18 protein-coding genes and 1 tRNA gene are annotated in these 16,239 nt (G+C 45.8%); 9 read left to right on the plus strand and 10 right to left on the minus strand.

Annotated elements, in window-relative coordinates; all coding sequences use genetic code 11:
• Positions 1 to 14: 14 nt before the first annotated feature.
• A complete protein-coding gene (locus tag ABD031_RS00385) occupies positions 15 to 1,142 on the minus strand; it encodes a glycosyltransferase family protein (protein WP_343847797.1) in 1,128 nt (375 codons plus the stop codon).
• A 20-nt stretch (positions 1,143 to 1,162) separates the two neighbouring features.
• Here ABD031_RS00385 and ABD031_RS00390 point away from each other — a divergent pair, with 20 nt between their 5' ends.
• Complete coding sequence (locus tag ABD031_RS00390; protein WP_343847798.1) at positions 1,163 to 1,978, plus strand: 2,3,4,5-tetrahydropyridine-2,6-dicarboxylate N-succinyltransferase; 816 nt, start codon at positions 1,163 to 1,165, stop codon at positions 1,976 to 1,978.
• Between the two features lie 11 nt (positions 1,979 to 1,989).
• Complete coding sequence (locus ABD031_RS00395) at positions 1,990 to 2,592, plus strand: tetratricopeptide repeat protein (RefSeq protein ID WP_343847799.1); 603 nt, start codon at positions 1,990 to 1,992, stop codon at positions 2,590 to 2,592.
• 97 nt (positions 2,593 to 2,689) lie between these two features.
• Here the strand turns inward: ABD031_RS00395 and ABD031_RS00400 are convergent, their stop codons facing one another.
• The 4 genes from ABD031_RS00400 to ABD031_RS00415 form a co-directional block, all read right to left on the minus strand.
• The gene (locus ABD031_RS00400; RefSeq protein ID WP_343847801.1) at positions 2,690 to 3,097 is read right to left on the minus strand and encodes a hypothetical protein; all 408 of its coding nucleotides are present in this window, start codon (positions 3,095 to 3,097) and stop codon (positions 2,690 to 2,692) included.
• 2 nt (positions 3,098 to 3,099) lie between these two features.
• Positions 3,100 to 4,506 (minus strand): vWA domain-containing protein, encoded by a 1,407-nt coding sequence (locus tag ABD031_RS00405; RefSeq protein WP_343847802.1) that lies wholly within the window; start codon positions 4,504 to 4,506, stop codon positions 3,100 to 3,102.
• 403 nt (positions 4,507 to 4,909) lie between these two features.
• Positions 4,910 to 6,691 carry an SLC13 family permease gene (locus ABD031_RS00410; protein WP_343847803.1) on the minus strand — a complete coding sequence of 594 codons (1,782 nt, stop codon included), beginning with the start codon at positions 6,689 to 6,691 and terminating at the stop codon, positions 4,910 to 4,912.
• A gap of 3 nt (positions 6,692 to 6,694) precedes the next feature.
• A complete protein-coding gene (locus ABD031_RS00415) occupies positions 6,695 to 6,970 on the minus strand; it encodes a YidH family protein (RefSeq protein ID WP_343847804.1) in 276 nt (91 codons plus the stop codon).
• 47 nt (positions 6,971 to 7,017) lie between these two features.
• On the opposite strand from ABD031_RS00415, the gene ABD031_RS00420 reads away from it, so the two are divergent.
• Positions 7,018 to 7,914 (plus strand): DUF3078 domain-containing protein, encoded by an 897-nt coding sequence (locus ABD031_RS00420; RefSeq protein ID WP_343847805.1) that lies wholly within the window; start codon positions 7,018 to 7,020, stop codon positions 7,912 to 7,914.
• A gap of 381 nt (positions 7,915 to 8,295) precedes the next feature.
• On the opposite strand, the gene ABD031_RS00425 is transcribed toward ABD031_RS00420, so the two are convergent.
• The 3 genes from ABD031_RS00425 to sucC form a co-directional block, all read right to left on the minus strand.
• A complete protein-coding gene (locus tag ABD031_RS00425; RefSeq protein ID WP_343847806.1) occupies positions 8,296 to 8,595 on the minus strand; it encodes a DUF3892 domain-containing protein in 300 nt (99 codons plus the stop codon).
• A gap of 178 nt (positions 8,596 to 8,773) precedes the next feature.
• Positions 8,774 to 8,847 (minus strand) — tRNA-Arg (locus ABD031_RS00430).
• A gap of 12 nt (positions 8,848 to 8,859) precedes the next feature.
• Positions 8,860 to 10,074, minus strand: a complete 1,215-nt coding sequence (sucC, locus tag ABD031_RS00435; RefSeq protein WP_343847807.1) for an ADP-forming succinate--CoA ligase subunit beta — start codon at positions 10,072 to 10,074, stop codon at positions 8,860 to 8,862.
• A 230-nt stretch (positions 10,075 to 10,304) separates the two neighbouring features.
• Here sucC and ABD031_RS00440 point away from each other — a divergent pair, with 230 nt between their 5' ends.
• Positions 10,305 to 10,961: an ABC transporter ATP-binding protein gene (locus ABD031_RS00440; RefSeq protein WP_343847809.1), complete on the plus strand. Its 657-nt coding sequence runs from the start codon at positions 10,305 to 10,307 to the stop codon at positions 10,959 to 10,961.
• Here the strand turns inward: ABD031_RS00440 and ABD031_RS00445 are convergent.
• A complete protein-coding gene (locus tag ABD031_RS00445) occupies positions 10,958 to 11,407 on the minus strand; it encodes a peroxiredoxin (RefSeq protein ID WP_343847810.1) in 450 nt (149 codons plus the stop codon). The two genes, ABD031_RS00440 and ABD031_RS00445, sit on opposite strands and share 4 nt — an antisense overlap.
• Before the next feature lie 153 nt (positions 11,408 to 11,560).
• Here ABD031_RS00445 and ABD031_RS00450 point away from each other — a divergent pair, with 153 nt between their 5' ends.
• The 5 genes from ABD031_RS00450 to ABD031_RS00470 all read left to right on the plus strand — a co-directional run bounded on the left by ABD031_RS00450 (position 11,561) and on the right by ABD031_RS00470 (position 15,730).
• Complete coding sequence (locus tag ABD031_RS00450) at positions 11,561 to 12,367, plus strand: DMT family transporter (protein WP_343847932.1); 807 nt, start codon at positions 11,561 to 11,563, stop codon at positions 12,365 to 12,367.
• A gap of 187 nt (positions 12,368 to 12,554) precedes the next feature.
• Positions 12,555 to 14,042, plus strand: coding sequence for a nicotinate phosphoribosyltransferase (locus ABD031_RS00455; protein WP_343847811.1), 1,488 nt, complete (start codon positions 12,555 to 12,557; stop codon positions 14,040 to 14,042).
• Positions 14,029 to 14,658, plus strand: a complete 630-nt coding sequence (gene pncA / locus ABD031_RS00460) for a bifunctional nicotinamidase/pyrazinamidase (protein ID WP_343847812.1) — start codon at positions 14,029 to 14,031, stop codon at positions 14,656 to 14,658. Before ABD031_RS00455 ends, pncA begins: the two co-directional genes overlap by 14 nt.
• 3 nt (positions 14,659 to 14,661) lie before the next feature.
• Positions 14,662 to 15,177 carry an acyl-CoA thioesterase gene (locus ABD031_RS00465; protein ID WP_343847814.1) on the plus strand — a complete coding sequence of 172 codons (516 nt, stop codon included), beginning with the start codon at positions 14,662 to 14,664 and terminating at the stop codon, positions 15,175 to 15,177.
• A 19-nt stretch (positions 15,178 to 15,196) separates the two neighbouring features.
• Positions 15,197 to 15,730 carry a dihydrofolate reductase family protein gene (locus ABD031_RS00470; RefSeq protein WP_343847815.1) on the plus strand — a complete coding sequence of 178 codons (534 nt, stop codon included), beginning with the start codon at positions 15,197 to 15,199 and terminating at the stop codon, positions 15,728 to 15,730.
• Positions 15,731 to 15,732: 2 nt separating this feature from the next.
• On the opposite strand, the gene ABD031_RS00475 is transcribed toward ABD031_RS00470, so the two are convergent.
• On the minus strand, positions 15,733 to 16,050 hold the full coding sequence (locus tag ABD031_RS00475) for an antibiotic biosynthesis monooxygenase family protein (RefSeq protein ID WP_343847817.1): 318 nt from the start codon (positions 16,048 to 16,050) through the stop codon (positions 15,733 to 15,735).
• Between the last annotated feature and the right edge of the window lie 189 nt (positions 16,051 to 16,239).

Genomic DNA, 16,239 nt, shown 5'->3' on the forward strand with positions numbered 1-16,239 from the left:
AAAACCGGCGGTAATTAAGATAGAAGATTTCGGATAGCTTGCTGGTAATGAAGCTTTTCAGTTTCCCACAGGATACTTTCTGGAGGTTTGGAAATAAAGTATGTTTGGGCTAGAGCGTGTGCTAATTGAGCAACAGCTTGGGAGATGTCAGAAAAGTTCACGGAACAACCACCGCCGAATTCTGCCAAAAATTTTTCCCAAATCGGATTGGGACTGATAAGCATAGGAATGCCCAAAGCGGCGCATTCAAAAAGTTTCGTCGGCATCTTGGCTATAATAGCCGGATGGGCTTGGTAGGGTAAAAGTGCAAAGTCGGCATTCTTCAACGCACCCATCAGTTCCTCATGCGCCATTGGCTTGCGGTCGATGTGAAGGAAAAGTTGGGGATTGTTCTTAGCAACTTGGGTAAGTTTTACCCAAAAGGATTCCAGCGGACAATGCCCGATGATCAGCAGTTCTGATTCGGGATAGATTTTTAGCGTCTCCTGAAACCAGCAGATAGCATCCCAAATACCAAACGCAGGAGTGATCGTGCCGGAGATGCAAAACCGGATTTTGGTCTTTTTCTCAATGCGCTTTGGTTTCGTTTTTAGGAGCTCTCCCTGAAACCTATTTTCAAGAATCACATAAGGTTTTTTTTCCGGCATCTCTTGGGCGTAGCATTTTTCCGCATGGAGAAACAAATCGATGCCGCTTACAGCCTCTGCTTTTCGGATCAGATTTGTTGCTCGTTCTTTTTCTTTGTTAGAAAGTTCGGCGTTCAAATTCAGGTTTGCACGATAGTTTTCCTGGACATCATAGACCAATTTGTAGCCAAGAATAGACTTAAAAAACGAAGCAATCGGTAGGAGTTCGTAGGTGCAGCAAATCAGGATTTTCGGACGAACCTGAAACAAACATTTTAGAAATCTGCCCTGCGCCAGAAGTCGATCTATTCGTGAATCGAAATGACTCATAGAAGAAAAAAATCGGATTCCAGGCGCTGATTTGGGCTTTTTCGGAGAAAAGCCTATGATGTTAAGCTCGTATGTATTTGTTTCGCCAAGTGAAAGCGCAAGCTTTTCAAACGCCCGAACATCCCGGATTGGCTTCAGTGTAGAAGCGATCAGAACGGGAATCTTTTGGGCCGGAAACTGACTCATTGTCGAAACTAAATAAAATAATGGAACTGAAGACTATCATCGAAGCAGCATGGGAAAACCGCGAAATGCTGAAGGAAACAGAAACTCAAAGCGCAATCAAATCCATCATCGCGCAATTGGACGCAGGTCAACTTCGTTGCGCCGAGCCAACCGAAGATGGAAGCTGGAAGGTAAACGATTGGGTTAAGAAGGCTGTGATCCTTTATTTCCCGATCCAAAAGATGGAAACCATTGAGGTGGGCCCTTTTGAATTCCATGATAAAATGGCACTCAAGACCAATTATGCGCAGCAGGGCGTTCGCGTGGTACCTCATGCTGTGGCTCGGTACGGAGCTTATTTGGCACCAGGCGTAGTCATGATGCCGAGTTATGTGAATATAGGTGCGTTCGTGGACAGTGGCACGATGGTTGACACTTGGGCTACTGTCGGTTCCTGTGCGCAGATCGGCAAAAACGTTCATTTGAGTGGTGGTGTTGGTATCGGAGGAGTGTTGGAGCCAGTTCAGGCTGCACCTGTGATAGTGGAAGACGGGGCATTTGTTGGTTCGCGGGCGATCATCGTAGAAGGAGTACACATTGGAAAAGAAGCCGTCATTGGCGCTGGTGTAACTTTGACAGCGAGTTCAAAAATCATCGATGTAACCGGGTCTGAGCCGGTCGAGTACAAAGGTTTTGTACCTCCGCGTTCGGTGGTTATCCCGGGTTCATTGTCGAAAAAATTCCCAGCTGGAACTTTCCAAGTTCCCTGCGCTTTGATCATCGGTCAGCGCAAGGCTTCTACCGATCTCAAGACATCACTCAATGATGCGCTCCGAGAAAACAACGTAGCAGTCTAAAAAACATAATCATGAAATTACTTTCTAAAGCTCTTTTGATGCCCGTATTGGTGGGATCTCTTTGGGCTTGTACTGAAGTCAAAAAAAATCCTGCAGATCGACATTTCGAAAAAGGAGAGTTCGAGCTGGCGGTTCAGACTTATACTGAAGATTTGAAGTTTAAGCCTACAGACGTCAAGATGCTTTATAGCAGAGGACGGGCTTTTCAGGAAATGGGGAATTTAGAAGAAGCCAAATCTGACTTTGAGGCGGCTTTGGATAATGATCCTAAAAATTTCCAAGTCTTGTTGGGTCTGGCGACACTTCAGTTGGAAAGTAAAAACTACGGGAGCGCTTTGCTCTACGCAACAAAGGCAGAAGAGATTCCAGGTGCGCCGGCAATGGCATCTTTACTCAAGGGTAGAGCCTTGCATCAAATGGGTATGCCAGAAGACGCGCTTAAAGCGTATGGAAATGCAATTCAGATTGACAAGAATTTTGGGCAGGCTTATTTCAACAGGGGGATGCTAAAAGTTGCTTTGGAAAGAAATAAAAAGGCCTGCGAGGACTTTACTCTAGCAGCAACTTTAGACTATCCCGGTGCTGAGGAAATGCTCAACAAATATTGCAGATAACTTAATCCCGCTTCGGCGGGATTTTTTTTGAAACTGTCTGTAATTTTTTCCGCAGGCAAAAGACGGAAAAAATGCGAACCTGTAGGCGAGAGTTTTCTCAGGCTTCCTCAATCAGCTCTCTGAAAAATGTTTCAAAATTGACGTTTGGCTCTGCGGTGCTGGCAGGCTTGGTTTGCTTCTGAGGCATTGTTGAATCAGGTTTAATTTCCTTAGTTTTGAATTTGGCGCGCAGAATCAGAAAAGTCATCAGCACTGCGATAACGCTCAAGATGATCCAGTTTGCTGTGATGAGCTTGGAAACGCTCGCTTTCGATACAATAAAGATGGCGATTATAAATCCTCCAAATGCCGTAATTAGGCCATAACCCAATATAATCGCTCCTCCAGCAAGTCCTTGATTGTCATCCACACCAGATACCCCAGTTACAGCTGTGCCTAATATGAAGGTGACAAGTATTACCAGTAGATAGAAGGCGAGACCGGATCCTTTGAAGTATCTATTCATAGCTAGAAATTGATGGTTTTTTCAAAGGTCTCGCCGGCGACGATCTTCATTTGAAATACCTCTTTTTTGCCGGCATATTCTTTTGGGACGGCGATTACGGTGACTTCATAATCGCCCGGCGTTAGAATAAACTCCCGGGGGTTGCTGCTAGCTGCGGTGTAGGTACGCATCCCTGCGACATTCTCCTTGGTAGCAGCCAATCTGATCGAAACCGTTGCATCTACCAAATCAGATCCATGAACAGCGCCGATTTTGGCTATGCCGGTTTTGAAATCGTGAGCCAGCTCCAGCGTCTCTCCTGGTTTAACTTCGATGTTTTTCACCAGGTATTCCTTTTCTCCCGAAATGATAAGGGCTAAAATTCGGACATCGTATAACCCAGGGCTGAGTTCATATTCTTTGGGTCTATTGTAGGTTCTGCCCACCGCAGCACCGGTTTTGGTGCCGGCTTCAAAGACCGTCACGCTCGCGTCCCATAGTTCTCCGTTATTAGAAACCGTCCATAGCATTTTACCTCCGTCGAAACTCACATGCCTGTATGTGATGGCATTTGGGTCTGCGGACACATCCGAAATAAGAATTGGCTTCAAGTCAGTGTTCTCCAAAGCGGTTATCATCAAATCATGTTTTCCCTGGGGTAGTGCGACCAACACGCTGTCGCGATAGGTTCTTTTTATGCTGACCTTATTCTGTGTACCGGCTTCAAATGCGGTTACCAAAGCATCAATAGGCTCTCCGTTTAAAGTGACCTTAATGCCATAGTTGCCAGCAGGTCTATCCACCGTCTCGGTCGTCGCCTGCTCCAGGGAGCCGATCAATCCTTGGGTGTCTTTTGCGTCAAAGTATTGGCCGTCTCCGGCTAAGGATGCGCATTTTAACGGAGCTGTTTCTTCGTCTTTTAACCCAAAGCCGATAATGTGAAGCTTGAAGTCTATGCCGGTTGCCTTGGCATCGCTGATGACTTTGCAGAGGTCACCGTCACAGGATTCAATGCCATCGGTCACCAGGATTATGGTAGCTTTTTTACCTGATTTCTTCAAATCTTCCACAGCCAAGCTTGCTGAATATGCCAATGGAGTCATGCCCAAAGGCATAATCTTTTGAATAGTCGTGATCACTTCGGTCTTATCACTGTTGCTGAGATCGACCAAATATTCAACGTCCTTGCAGTCGCCTTTTTGTCGATGTCCGTAGGCAATCAAGCCGATCTGTTGGGACTCAGGGAGATTTGAGACGGTTGAGGAAAGTACCTCCCGAGCGATTTCAACTCTCGTTTTGCCCTCCATTGCTGCCCACATCGATCCGCTGGCATCATAGATCAGTAGGATGGGGGACTGTTGCTCGTTTTCCTGAGCGGGGCTCCAAAAGGAAATCAAAAATAGGAACCAAAATGCGAGTAAAGTATTCATAAGGCTAGGGGCTAATTTGAAAAACTCAAGCGAAGACACTTGTCTATTCCAGTTCTGCGCTAAAGCAGATAAGATCAACAGCGATTGCAGAAGGCATTCGCAGGTGTATGATTATCAATAATTTAAAAATTTTTATGACAGTATTCTAGCGATTCCCGAATAGATGTAAGCCCGCGACGGATTTAAAACGCCAGTGTCAAGCCAAAGAGCGACTGGCAGTCGTGTGTTTTTCCACGGGAAAAAAAATGCTCGGAAGTTGAATTCTACCCTGAGATTTTTGAGAATCGGCTCTTTGAGTTTGGCCCGAAGTCAACGGAGCGAAGGTGTTTTAATCCGATCACTCCGAACCAGTATTATCCTACATCGTAGTCAATGTTGTTGTTTGACCCGAAGGCTAGTCGCTTTAGAACGGGAAAAATATCGGGATACAAATGCTGGCTATGATCCAAAAAAGGATGTTGAGTGGAGTCCCCACTTTCACGTAGTCCGTAAATCGATAATTTCCCGGATTGTAGATCATCGTATTCGTCTGATAGCCCATCGGAGTCATGAAGCTCAGACTGGCGGCGAAGGTAACGGCCATCAGAAATGGTCGCGCTTCGACATCCAGAGTTGCTGCAATGCTGATCGCTATAGGAGCTAGGAGCGCGGCTGTGGCATTATTTGACATGACGTTGGTGAGGAGAAAGGTCAATCCAAATATGGCACTCAACACGATCTGAGGCCCATACTCTCCAAACAGCTGCAATACCCCCTCGCCGATCACGGTTGCCCCCCCTGTTTTCTCCAGTGCTGCACCCATGGACAAGACTCCCGCAAGCATGAAAATGACCTTCCAGTCTATGGCTTTATAGGCCTCATCAGGGGTGATAGCGCGAAGCATGACCATGACTAAGGCGCCAGCGGTAGCGGAGAGCGTAATAGGAAAAACTCCAAACGCCGCCAGACCGATGACCAAGGCTAAGATGCCGAGTGTGAGAATGACCTGGAGTTTGTTGAGATTCCCGATTTTCCGGCCGGATATCAGCAAAAGATCCTCAGACCGCTGAATCGACTGGATCGATTCCTCGTTGGCCCGGAGTAACAGCACATCACCCGCCTTCAGTGATGAACTGGCAATTAATTTGTCCAAAAGGCCCTTGCGATGTCGTATTCCTATGACGAGAACTTGCTCGAATAACTTTCTGAAACTGATGGATTTAATGCTTTCGTTTACAAGAAAAGAATTGGGTGTTACGATCGCTTCAAAGATTTTTTCGTCCTCGGAAGCGGTGGTCTCCGGGGTCCAGTCCAGTTCGGCTTTGATCTTCACCCCATTGATTTTTTTTAAGCGATCCAGGTTTTTTTGATCTGCAGTGATCCGGATTACATCACCCTGCAATACGACAGTATTGGGATAGACTTTGATTCGAGAGCCATCTTCACGTACGATCTGCAAGGCTTTGGTCTCTCCATCTTTAAAAATCTTTTGCTTAATAACTGGCTCATGTAGCTGCTCATAATCTTCCGTAATTGACACTTCTACCAAGTAGCTGCCCAGGTCATAGGAGTCGCCAAGATCGACATTGGGATTTCGACTTGGTAGTAGCCATCGGCCCACAGTGACCATGTAGAGAATCCCGGCGGCAAGAAAAACCAAACCCATGGCGCTCATTTCAAAAACGCCAAATGCTGGCAATCCGGCTTTCTCGGCAATCCCACTCACCAAGATGTTGGTACTTGTCCCCAACAGTGTGCAAATTCCTCCCATCAGCGCCCCAAAAGAAAGCGGCATAAGAAGTTTGGAAGGAGGGATTTGGTTCTTCTGGCTGATCTGAATGACCGCAGGCATCAGCAAGGCGACTACTGCGGTATCGTTGATAAATGCAGAAAGGATTCCGGAAGTCAGCATCAAGCTTAAGATCAGTCTCGTATCGCTTTTCTTGGCCTGATTGCCTAGGTATAAGCTGACTTGATCCAGTATTCCCGTCTTGAAGATGGCCTGAGAAATCACAAACATTGCTGCTACTGTGATGGTTGCAGAATTTGCGAAGCCAGCCAAGCCTTCCTTGAGGTCAAGGATCCCTAATAGCATAAAGAGCACCATAACGCCGATAGCGACGGTGTCGACGGTGAATTTTTCTGTGAAAAATAAGATTACCGCCAGGGAAATAATTCCAAGGACAAGCTCGGTTTCAAAAGTCATCGCTTACATCGTGAGGTAATTTCCCTTCTTCAATCGTTGCTTTACCTTAAAGTAATTGAAGATTCCTAGCCCCAGAAACGCAAAACTTAAACCAAAAGCGAGATATCCCAATTGTCTTACATGTGCAAGCTCATTCACTTCAAAAAGCGCGGTGCCAGAGACCAAAAAATAGAGAGCAGTTCGGATGTAAGACAGCAGCGTCCGGTCATTAGCCAATGTGGTGCGCTGCCGTGCTAGATAGTCTCTGACGATTAGTTCTTGTTCAAAGTCTTTTTCCATAAATTCTAATTCTTATTTTTAAGTCTATAATTCTAAATAAAAAGCGTATGAAGAAGTTATTTACAATTTTTCTATTTTTAATCACAATTGGAGTTGCGTCAGCGCAAGATTCAACGAACACCGCACCGGCGGACACTACTTATTGGTTGAAATCCGTCGAAGGAACCTTTGCGCTGAATCAGGCCTCGTTCAGTGGCAACTGGACTGGAGGGGGGGTCAACTCGGTCGCATTTACGACGGGAATTTTTGCCAGAGCAAATTATGCCAAAGAAAGATGGTCATGGGACAACACGGTCGATCTTTTCTACGGAGTGGTGAAAAATCAGGACGAAGACAGCAGGAAATCAAATGACCGAATTCTCATCGATTCCAAAGTTGGTCTAAAGGCAGGAGAACATTGGAATTATTTCGCCTCCATGACCTTTGCGAGTCAGTTTGCCAAAGGGTATGAATTTGATGATACGGGTCGTACGTTGATTTCCAATTTTGCCAATCCGGCTTATCTTACGATGGCTCTCGGTATGGAATATAAGCCTAATGACGAATTTAGCCTCCGGATTTCCCCGTTTTCTCCGCGATTTACCTTTGTCACTGACACGGATCTCTACCTCAATGTGCCGGACAATTACGGCGTGCCGATTGGAGAAACCGTTCGTCATGAATGGCTCGCAATGAGTCTTTTGGCTGACTGGAACAAACAGTTATCCGAAAACATCAACCTGAAAGCACGCTATGGTATGTATGCCAACTATGAGACGCTTGCCTGGAACGCAATCGATCATCGTCTCGATGTGGTTTTGTCAGCAAAAGTCTCCAATCTGGTGAGTGTTACGCTGACAATGGCCTCTTTGTATGATTTGGATCAAGACGATAAAATACAATTTAGCCAAGGATTAGGTATTGGATTGGTTTATAAGCGAGGGAATTTTCCTGAGAAAAAATAAAAGAAAGCAATTTATTCTTTGGTGTTTTGATTTGAATAGAATTGTATTATTTTTGAATTCATTGTGGTAGTTAAATAATAGTTGGTTTAGTTTTCAAATAAAGGGCAGGAGATTTTCTCCTGCTTTTTTATTTACTCACCTCAGAATAGTTCTATTTTTTTTTTAGGACTTTCATGCTGCCTTCCATCTTTTAGATCGATCGTAAGATTTTGATTTTTTGACTGAAGAGAACGGCATCTGACTGTCAAATGGCGAAGGGGGGGAGTGGGCGCCTGTACACCAACTCAAAAAATATTCGATTCTGTTTTCACAGAAAAAAAATTACGAAAGCTGATTTCGACCCTAACCTCAAAATCAATTTCTCTGAAATGGCAAAATGTGCTACAGCTGAAAAGCCAAGGAGCATTCTGGTAAGTCTTCCAAGAGATTGTGAAGGTAGCCCTGACCTTTGGCACTAAGAAAGGATTCAGATGCGTTTAGCGTGCAGATATTCACTTGTATTTCTTCAAAATTCTCTATCAGATAGAACTCCCAAATACCGGCGTTTATTCCTTCAATCGCCTCATCGATAGATATACTCCATTTTTCGCCCCGCTCATTGATCCCGCCGATATGCGTGATGTCTCCCTCTGATGGGCCGTTTATTACTTTTTTCACATAGAATATTCTGAATCTATCCATAGCCGAAGTTTTTTTTCCTTGGGCGAATATGCATTTGTAATCGAGACCTTCAATTTAAGTTTAGTTTTTTTAAGCTTTTACCCGCCTTTCCAACAGATTTTAACCATTGTGGCTTGGGAAGTTTTTCGCAACGGACAGAAAACAAAAAAGGCTTAGACAATTTGTCTAAGCCTCGAAGTACGCGCGGAAGGATTCGAACCCTCAACCCTCAGAGCCGAAATCTGATATTCTATCCAGTTGAACTACGCACGCATTCTTTTTATCTTAAGCTTCAAGTACTGCTTGTACTTTTTCAGCTGCTTCTTTCAGTGTGATTGCAGACGTCACCTTCAATCCTGATTCGTCGATGATCTTCGCGCCTTCTTCAGCATTGGTTCCCTGCAATCTCACGATAATCGGTACTCGGATATCCCCGATAGATTTGTAAGCCTCTACAACGCCATTTGCGATTCTGTCGCAGCGTACGATGCCGCCGAATACGTTGATCAATATAGCTTTTACGTTGGGATCTTGGAGAATGATTCGGAAACCAGCCTCGACAGTAGTAGCATTGGCTCCTCCTCCCACGTCAAGGAAGTTAGCGGGCTCGCCGCCTGCAAGCTTGATCATATCCATGGTCGCCATTGCAAGGCCGGCACCATTCACCATGCAACCGACGTTTCCGTCAAGTTTCACATAGTTCAGGCCAGATTTGCCAGCTTCCACTTCCAAAGGATCTTCTTCCGCCAGATCTCTCAATTCCGCCAATTTAGGCTGACGGTAGAGTGCATTGTCGTCGATATTCACTTTGGCATCTACTGCCAAGATCTTGTCATCAGATGTTTTCAACACCGGGTTGATCTCAAACTGAGAAGAGTCGGTACCCACATATGCATTGTAAAGCGCTGTGGTGAATTTCACCATCTCTTTAAACGCAGTGCCGGTAAGACCCAACTTGAATGCGACTTTTCTAGCCTGGAAGCCTTGAAGACCAACCTTTGGATCTACCCATTCTTTGATGATTTTCTCAGGGTGCTTTTCAGCTACCTCTTCGATATCCATTCCACCTTCGGTAGAGGCCATGATCACATTGGATCCGGTCGCTCTGTCCAAGAGGATAGACATGTAATATTCTTTTGGCTCAGAGGCGCCTGGATAGTATACATCCTCGGCGACCAAGACTTTGCTTACTTTTTTGCCTTCAGCTCCTGTCTGGATAGTCACCAAGGTGCCTCCTAGGATTGCTGCTGCTTTTTCCTTGACGTCCTCCAACTTCTTGGCAAGCACCACACCTCTGGAACCTGTCTCCTGAACTTCACCTTTGCCACGACCACCTGCGTGGATCTGAGCTTTGATCACATACCAGGAAGTACCGGTTTGAGCGTTGAGTTTTACAGCAGCTTCGTGAGCAGCCTCAGGTGAATCGGCAACGATTCCCTCCTGAATTTTTACTCCGTAACCTTTTAATACTTCTTTTGCCTGATATTCGTGAATGTTCATGTGAATGTGTTTTTTTTCAAAGGCCACATGGAATCTCGCATGACTGGTCACTGCTCCAGTATCTGGCTTTTGTAGCCATGCTCGATTTCATCCCCTGGAAATTTTTGCTCGAAGATAAGGCGATGAGATCGATAAATCAAACCCGGATTTTTCATTTTTCTTCATGAAAAGGCTTTAATTCCTGTATTTGAGGGATTTGTTTTACTTTTAAAAACTCAAAAAAATCTACAATGCTGATAGCCAAAGGGATTCATAAATCCTACGGAAGTCTACACGTTTTAAAAGGTGTTGATCTTGATATTTCCGAATCTGAGATTGTTTCTATCGTCGGTTCTTCAGGCGCAGGGAAAAGTACCTTGTTACACATTCTTGGAACCTTGGATCAGCCTGAAACAGGGGAGCTCAGTATGCAGGGTAAAAATCTACTGTCTCTGAAAGGCGATCAGTTGGCCGATTTCCGGAATCAACAGATCGGGTTTATTTTTCAGTTTCACAACCTGCTGCCCGAGTTTACAGCACAGGAAAACATCCAGATTCCTGGATATATTAAGGGAACTTCACCGAAAGCACTTCATAAAAAATCCGGTGAGCTGGCCGAAATCCTTGGAATCAGCCACAGACTGGACCACAAACCGTCCACGCTTTCGGGTGGAGAACAGCAGCGTGTCGCAGTAGCGAGGGCCTTGATCAATAATCCTTCTGTTGTATTTGCCGATGAGCCCAGCGGAAATCTAGACACCGCAAATGCCAAGGGACTTCATGAGCTTTTCTTCAAACTTCGAAATGAGCTCAAGCAAGCATTCGTCATCGTTACCCACAACGAGGAGCTAGCAGGAATGGCAGATCGCCAGGTCGTGATGCAGGATGGTTTGATTGTCTCCAGTTAGGCTTTTCCCAGCTTGGCGATCATCGCACTCACGTGCTTTTTGTTTTCAAAAATCCCTTCAAAAATCCCTGCAATCTGATGCTTTTCGTCCAAGAGATAAGTAACTCTTTTTGGGATTTTGAGCACAGGAATCAACGCATCAAAGCTTTTGCAGACTTTCCCGTCAGGGTCTGAAAGTAGGTCAAACGGCAACTGATGCACCTTTTTGAATTTCTCATGAGTCGGAATATCGTCTCGGCTGATTCCAAAGACCGGCACTTCCATGTCCTTAAACTCAGTAAACTGATCGCGGAACTCACAGACTTCCGCGGTGCAGCCTTTGGTGAAATCTTTGGGGTAGAAGAACAGAATCAACGGCTTACCCAAGTAATCTTTTAGTTTAAAAATTTTCGCTGAGGTAGAGGGAAGTTGAAAGTCCGGTGCTTGGGTGCCAAGTGCGTGTGCCATAGGTGAGGTTTTGGAGTAAAAGCCGATTTGCAGCCAGAAAGTTTCAGCCAAATAAAATTTCGGAAGATGAACTTTACAGGGCATGCGTGAATTTGCTAGAAGTACCACCTCTTAAATCAAAGCCACCAATTGAAAGTTACCAGCGTACAGGCGATGCTTTTGGCCACTGTATTTTTTGCCATCATGAACGTGTCGGTGAAATTCATACCCCATATTCCGGCGATCGAGATTATACTTTTCAGGTCGATTTTCAGTCTGGTTTTCAGCTACGTGGTGTTGAAAAAGCAGGGGGTCTATGTTTTTGGGAACAATAAGCCAATGCTGATCCTTCGTGGTGTCGTCGGTTCGGTGGGACTGATTTCTTTTTTCTACACACTCCAATATATTCCCCTTGCCAGTGCGGTGACGATGCAGTACCTGTCGCCCATTTTCACTTCGGTCATGGGGATATTTATCCTAAAAGAACGGGTCAGAGCGATTCAATTTTTATATTTCGCGATCTCCTTTGCCGGTGTGGTCGTGTTACAGGGCTTCGATGCGCGGGTTGATTGGGTGTTTGCCGGAATCGGTTTGATCTCTGCTATTTTTTCCGGGATGGCCTATATCGTCATCCGAAAGCTAAAAAACACGGAACATCCTTTGGTAATCATCTTCTATTTTCCTCTCGTTGCGTTGCCGGTCTCGGGATTGGTCAGCTACTTTAGCTGGGTGCAACCGGTGGGCTGGGATTGGCTGATGCTACTTTGGATTGGGATCTGCACCCAAGCAGCGCAGTATTTCCTGACTTTGGCCTATCAGAATTCAAATGTCGCAAAGGTGGCCAACCTGAGCTATTTGGGGATTATCTATGCTTTGATTTTCGGATTTTTCTTCTTTGGCGAGACCTTTCAAATCATGTCATATGTCGGAATGGGGCTGGTTTTGGTGGGAATATTACTTAATCTGCGGGTCAAGCATTAGCATTCAAGACGCTAGACATTAGACCCTAGACTTTAGACCCTAGATCCAGGAAACAAGACATAAACCCAAGATTGGAATAATAGGCTTGATGGTGGCAGGGAGCTCGTAATCGTCAATGGCTTCGCCTTCTTCTTTTTTGTCAGATCGCGCCTTCCGCTTACCTTTAGTTTTGTATTTTAATCCATGTATGAAAATCACCAAAGACCTCTACCAAAGCAATCTCGTCTTGCTGACCGACTTCTATCAACTCACGATGGCGTATGCCTATTGGAAAGCCGGTAAAGGGGAACAAGAGGCGGTTTTCAACCTTTTCTTCCGCAAGCATCCTTTTCAAGGTGGGTTTACTCTGGCGGCAGGATTGGACTATGTGGTAGATTTTTGCAAAAATTTCAAATTTGAAAAAGCCGATCTGGAGTATTTGGAGGTGATGAAGGACCAGGATGGCAGCCCGGTCTTTGAGGCGGCGTTTCTTGAATACCTTCAACAATTGGAATTCACCTGTGATATCGATGCGGTGGAAGAGGGCACGGTCGCCTTCCCCAATTCTCCCTTGGTACGCGTGAGAGGCCCGCTGATCCAGTGCCAGCTGTTGGAGACACCGCTGCTGAATATCATCAATTTCCAGACCCTGATCGCTACGAAGGCCGCCAGAATCAACCTTGCCGCACAAGGCGAACCGGTGCTGGAGTTTGGACTCAGACGGGCGCAAGGGATAGATGGGGCACTGGCCGCGAGCCGAGCTGCCTACATCGGGGGCTGTACTTCTACTTCCAACGTGATGGCGGGCAAACTTTTTGGAATCCCGGTGGCTGGCACGCATGCACATAGTTGGATTCTGTCGTTTGAGACCGAATTGGAGGCCTTTGAAGCTTATGCCGAGGCATTTCCAGATCAGTGCGTCTTCTTGGTAGATACCTACGACACACTTAATGGAGTGAAGAACGCCATCAAGGTCGGAGAGATTTTGCGAAGCAAAGGAAAAGAAATGGTTGGCATCCGCATCGACTCCGGTGATCTCGCCTATTTCAGTTCCAAGGCAAGACAAATGCTGGACGGGGCTGGCTTTCCCGAGGCAAAAATCGTGGCTTCCAATGATCTGGACGAGCATATCATTGCATCTCTTAAGTCCCAAGACGCCGATATCAATGTGTGGGGCGTGGGTACCAAACTGGTCACCGCCTACGATCAACCTGCGTTGGGAGCGGTCTATAAACTTTCGGCTATCAAAAATGAAGAAGGGGAATGGGAGCCTAAAGTAAAAGTTTCCCAGCAATCGCTAAAAATAAACATCCCCGGAATTCACAACACCAAGCGGTATTTCAGCAAGGGAAAGGCCGTTGCAGACATGATTTTTTTGGAAGATCAGCCGATTGACACAAAGGGCGTGGTGATCATCGATCCGGTGGATGCGACGAGAAGGAAGCGACTGATGCCGGCATTCTATCAGGAAGAAGTGCTGCTGAAACCGATCTTTGACAAGGGCAAGAAAGTCTATAAACTGCCCACGCTGACCGAGATTCGAGATCGAGCTACTTCACAACTCGAATCGCTAGACAAGACTCACAAGCGTCTGGTCAACCCGCATCTTTATCCGGTTGGCTTGGAAGAAAACCTGCACCATTTGCGGATGGAACTGGTTTTGAAAGCAAAGAAATTCGACAATGGAGAAGATTAAAAAGTCCGATGCGTTGCTGATTGTCGATGTGCAAAACGACTTTTGTCCCGGAGGAACCCTGGCGGTTGCCGAAGGCGATCAGATCGTCCCGATCATCAACAACATACAAGAAAAGTTTCCGCTCGTAGTCGCCACACAGGATTTTCATCCGGCAGAACACGGAAGTTTCGCAGCAAATCATGCTGGGAAAAAAACCGGAGAATTCATCGAACTGGCTGGGTTGACGCAGATTTTATGGCCGGTGCATTGCGTTCAGGGTAGTCAGGGTGGGGATTTTCATCCTGACCTGAACCGGGGTCAAAGGATGAAGGTTTTTCAAAAAGGAAAAAATCCAGAGGTAGATTCCTACTCCGGATTTTTTGATAATGCTCGTCGAGGTGATACCGGACTGAGCGAGTATCTCAGATCGCAGGGAATCGAACGGGTTTTCGTCTGCGGATTGGCGTTGGACTATTGTGTGAAATTCACAGCGATGGACGCAGAAAGCCTGGGGTTTGAAACCTTCGTCATTTCAGACGCAACACGTGCAGTCAATCTAAGTCCAGGGGATGGATCAAAAGCGCTGGGAGAAATGAAGCAAAAAGGAATAAAGATTTTAACCAGTAAAGACTTATAAGCCATGTTTGACTACGATCCGGAAAAACACTATCCAACCGAAACCGAAAGCAGAGTTGTCATCCGCTTTCAGGATTGCGATCCGTTGCAGCATCTGAACAACGCGAAGTATTTCGATTACTTTTTTAACGCAAGAGAAGATCAAGTCCCGAAGCTTTATGGCTTAGAAATCATCGACTTAATCAAAACCTACAAAGCCGCTTGGGTCGTGTACAACCACAACATCAGCTATGTCAAACCGGCGATGGTGGGAGAGTGGGTGCGGATCATGAGCCGAATTCTTTGGCACAATCACAACACGATCGTAGTCGAATACTACATGACCGATGATTCCAAGACGCAGCTTAAGACTGTACTTTGGTCGACGATGCGTTATGTGACTTTGGCTGAGGGAAAATCCACCGACCACAGCGGTGCCGTGCAGGATTTTCTCAAAGCCACTTCGGGAAATCTGAATGTGGCTGAGACGGAGATCAAGGATCGGGTAAAGGTTTTGGCTGCAGAGCTCAAAAAAGGATAAGGATTTCACCGGCAGAACGATGCGAAAACTCATCATTTATATAGCAGCCAGTTTAGACGGCTACATTGCAAAGCCGAACGACGATCTCAGCTTTTTGAAATTAGTCGAAAAAGAAGGCGAGGACTATGGCTATGCTGCATTCACGGCCACGATCGATACCATCATTCTCGGCCGCAAAACGTACGATTGGGTGCTCGAAGAGATCGGTACGTCTCACTATGACAACGGTGATAGAGACGTTTTTGTAATTACTAAAACCGAACGACCTAGTAGCGGCAGGACAACCTTCTACACTGGCGATCTCGTCGAATTTGTACATCAGCTGAAAGCAAAAGACGGAAAAAACATCTATTGCGACGGCGGTGCCGAATTGATCAATGAGCTTTTAAAAAATGATCTGATCGACGAGTTTATTATTTCTATTGTTCCGGTACTCGTTGGAGGCGGCACGAGGCTTTTCAAGGACGGAAGAGCGGAGCAAGAACTCGAACTGCTAAGCACACAAGCCTTTGACACGGGGCTAACGCAACTTCACTATAGACGAAAGCGCTGATATCAAACCTCAAACCCATAATCGCGCTCGACCAGAGCTATTCTTGTTTTGTAGGCGGAATACCACTTTTCTCTCCCGTATTTTTGGGCGATCAGGTGATCGGTATTCGCTTTCCATTTTTTTATGGCATCCAGATTTTCCCAATATGAAATCGTGATTCCCAATCCGTCCCGCACACTTTCATGACCTAAGAATCCCTCTTGGAGGGCAGCTAACCGCACCATTTCGTCAGCCATATCTCCATATCCTTCATCGACTTCGGTGCGATAGTTCGAGAAAATCACGGCGTAATAGGGGGGCTTTGGAGTATTTGCAATCATTTTTTCAAATGGGAATAGGGGTATAACGTCTCTCGCTTGTCCTAGGTAAAAATAGGAGAATCAGACAAAAGTCCGAACCTACTCGGGCGATTTCATGCGAAACTACCGCTTTGACTTAAATCAAGAAAATCAAAATATTAAACTACAAAATAAGCCAAATCGTAAACAAAATTTTGATGGGGCCATAAA

Source organism: Algoriphagus jejuensis (assembly GCF_039523455.1).
Lineage (GTDB): Bacteria > Bacteroidota > Bacteroidia > Cytophagales > Cyclobacteriaceae > Algoriphagus > Algoriphagus jejuensis.

Excerpts from the sequence above, each read along its gene's own strand:
- ABD031_RS00385 (WP_343847797.1), bottom strand. The coding sequence starts at position 1,142 with ATGAGTCAGTTTCCGGCCCAAAAGATTCCCGTTCTGATCGCTTCTACA.
- ABD031_RS00390 (WP_343847798.1), top strand. The coding sequence starts at position 1,163 with ATGGAACTGAAGACTATCATCGAAGCAGCATGGGAAAACCGCGAAATG.
- ABD031_RS00395 (WP_343847799.1), top strand. The coding sequence starts at position 1,990 with ATGAAATTACTTTCTAAAGCTCTTTTGATGCCCGTATTGGTGGGATCT.
- ABD031_RS00400 (WP_343847801.1), bottom strand. The coding sequence starts at position 3,097 with ATGAATAGATACTTCAAAGGATCCGGTCTCGCCTTCTATCTACTGGTA.
- ABD031_RS00405 (WP_343847802.1), bottom strand. The coding sequence starts at position 4,506 with ATGAATACTTTACTCGCATTTTGGTTCCTATTTTTGATTTCCTTTTGG.
- ABD031_RS00410 (WP_343847803.1), bottom strand. The coding sequence starts at position 6,691 with ATGACTTTTGAAACCGAGCTTGTCCTTGGAATTATTTCCCTGGCGGTA.
- ABD031_RS00415 (WP_343847804.1), bottom strand. The coding sequence starts at position 6,970 with ATGGAAAAAGACTTTGAACAAGAACTAATCGTCAGAGACTATCTAGCA.
- ABD031_RS00420 (WP_343847805.1), top strand. The coding sequence starts at position 7,018 with ATGAAGAAGTTATTTACAATTTTTCTATTTTTAATCACAATTGGAGTT.
- ABD031_RS00425 (WP_343847806.1), bottom strand. The coding sequence starts at position 8,595 with ATGGATAGATTCAGAATATTCTATGTGAAAAAAGTAATAAACGGCCCA.
- sucC (WP_343847807.1), bottom strand. The coding sequence starts at position 10,074 with ATGAACATTCACGAATATCAGGCAAAAGAAGTATTAAAAGGTTACGGA.
- ABD031_RS00440 (WP_343847809.1), top strand. The coding sequence starts at position 10,305 with ATGCTGATAGCCAAAGGGATTCATAAATCCTACGGAAGTCTACACGTT.
- ABD031_RS00445 (WP_343847810.1), bottom strand. The coding sequence starts at position 11,407 with ATGGCACACGCACTTGGCACCCAAGCACCGGACTTTCAACTTCCCTCT.
- ABD031_RS00450 (WP_343847932.1), top strand. The coding sequence starts at position 11,561 with ATGCTTTTGGCCACTGTATTTTTTGCCATCATGAACGTGTCGGTGAAA.
- ABD031_RS00455 (WP_343847811.1), top strand. The coding sequence starts at position 12,555 with ATGAAAATCACCAAAGACCTCTACCAAAGCAATCTCGTCTTGCTGACC.
- pncA (WP_343847812.1), top strand. The coding sequence starts at position 14,029 with ATGGAGAAGATTAAAAAGTCCGATGCGTTGCTGATTGTCGATGTGCAA.
- ABD031_RS00465 (WP_343847814.1), top strand. The coding sequence starts at position 14,662 with ATGTTTGACTACGATCCGGAAAAACACTATCCAACCGAAACCGAAAGC.
- ABD031_RS00470 (WP_343847815.1), top strand. The coding sequence starts at position 15,197 with ATGCGAAAACTCATCATTTATATAGCAGCCAGTTTAGACGGCTACATT.
- ABD031_RS00475 (WP_343847817.1), bottom strand. The coding sequence starts at position 16,050 with ATGATTGCAAATACTCCAAAGCCCCCCTATTACGCCGTGATTTTCTCG.